Consider the following 1,497-nt stretch of genomic DNA (forward strand, 5'->3'; position numbering starts at 1 on the left):
TTCGCCCTGACCGCGCCGGGGGTGTAATCGCCGAGCCGGCTTTTCAGCGCGGCGTTGGCGCCCTTGTCGAGCCCGAGCTGGGTGGCGAATTCGGGGGCGTATTTGAGGTTCGCGTCGAAGATCGAGGTCAGCAGCGCGTCGAGCTTCGCGTCGCCGGGGGTGGCGCCGGCGGCGAGCGCGGCGCGGGGGAGGAGGGCGAGCGTGGCGAGCATGCTCGCGGACGAGAGGAAGGCGCGACGGTTCATGTGATGGGTCCCCCGGGGTTTGGGGGGATAGTAGCCGGGGAATTGTGCGGGGCAAGCGGGGGGGGGCTGGTCCGCCTGCGTCGTCATCCCCGCGGAGGCGGGGATCCATAGTCTATGCGGTTGGTGATGGATCGCCGGCGGTCGCCAGTCTGGATCCCCGCCTGCGCGGGGATGACGGGGAGGGGGGCTCTCCCGTTCGTCATCCTGGACTTGATCCAGGATCCAGAGCCACGGGCGGGGTGCTGCTTGGCTCTGGATCCTGACTTTCGTCAGGATGACGGTGGGGGGATGGGGCGGCTCCCGTTCGTCATCCCGGGCTTGACCCGGGACCCAGGGTTGCGGGTGGTGGTGCTGCTTGGCTCTGGGTCCCGACTTTCGTCGGGATGACGGGAGGGGGACGGCGTGGAGTGGCGGTTAGACGCGTTCGACGGTGTTGACGGCGTCGGCGGCGCGGAGGCCGGCCATGAGGCGCATGAGTTGCTGGATGTCGTGGACCTCGACGTCGATCTCGTTGGTGTGGAAGCTGGTGTCGCGCGTGTCGAGGCGGAGGTTGATGATGTTGGCCATGTGCGTACCGATGATCGACGCGACCACGCCCAGCGAGCCGGGCTCGTTCTTGACCATCACCGAGATGCGCGCGACCGCGCCTTCGGTCTTTTCGCCCCAGGCAACGTCAACCCAGTCGGTCTCGTTCTCGGTCCGCTCGGCGAGTTCGGCGAGCACGCGGCAGTCGATCGCATGGACCTCGATCCCCGCATCGGGGCGGCGCAGCCCGACGATGCGGTCGCCCGGCACCGGGTGGCAGCAGGTCGCGAGGTCATAGGCGACGCCCGGCGTCAGCCCCTTGATCGAGATCGCGCTCGACTGCGGGGCGACCGCATGGCCGAGATCGGCGCCGGTCGAGCCCGGCATCAGCGCCTCCATCACCTGTTCGTCGGACACGGTGCGGCGCGCGATCGCGACCATCAGCGCGCCTTCGTCGGCGAATTTGAGCCGCTTGAGCGCGGGCTCGGTCGCGTCGGGGCCGATCGGCGCGGGGAGGCGCGAGGCGATGTCGTCGAACAGCGTGCGGCCGAGCGCCTCCTGCTCGACGCGCTCCTTGTGGCGCAGATGGCGGCGGATCGCGGCGAGCGCCTTGCCGGTGGTCGCGACGTTGAGCCAGTGCGGTTGCGGCGACTGGCCCTTCGACCGCAGGATCTGCACCTGGTTGCCGTTTTCGATCACGGTCGAGAGCGGCACGACGCGGCCGTCG

The 1,497-nt window shown here is 69.6% G+C and carries 1 protein-coding gene and 1 pseudogene; both read right to left on the minus strand.

Features of this window, described 5'->3' with window-relative positions:
* A pseudogene (locus sphst_RS21280) lies at positions 1-245 on the minus strand (DUF885 domain-containing protein); the annotation flags it as partial.
* A gap of 414 nt (positions 246-659) precedes the next feature.
* The coding region (locus sphst_RS13735; protein WP_199848981.1) for a RelA/SpoT AH/RIS domain-containing protein at positions 660-1,497 on the minus strand (838 nt) is incomplete at its 5' end.

This window comes from Sphingomonas sp. STIS6.2 (genome assembly GCF_000732685.2).
GTDB lineage: Bacteria > Pseudomonadota > Alphaproteobacteria > Sphingomonadales > Sphingomonadaceae > Sphingomonas > Sphingomonas aerolata.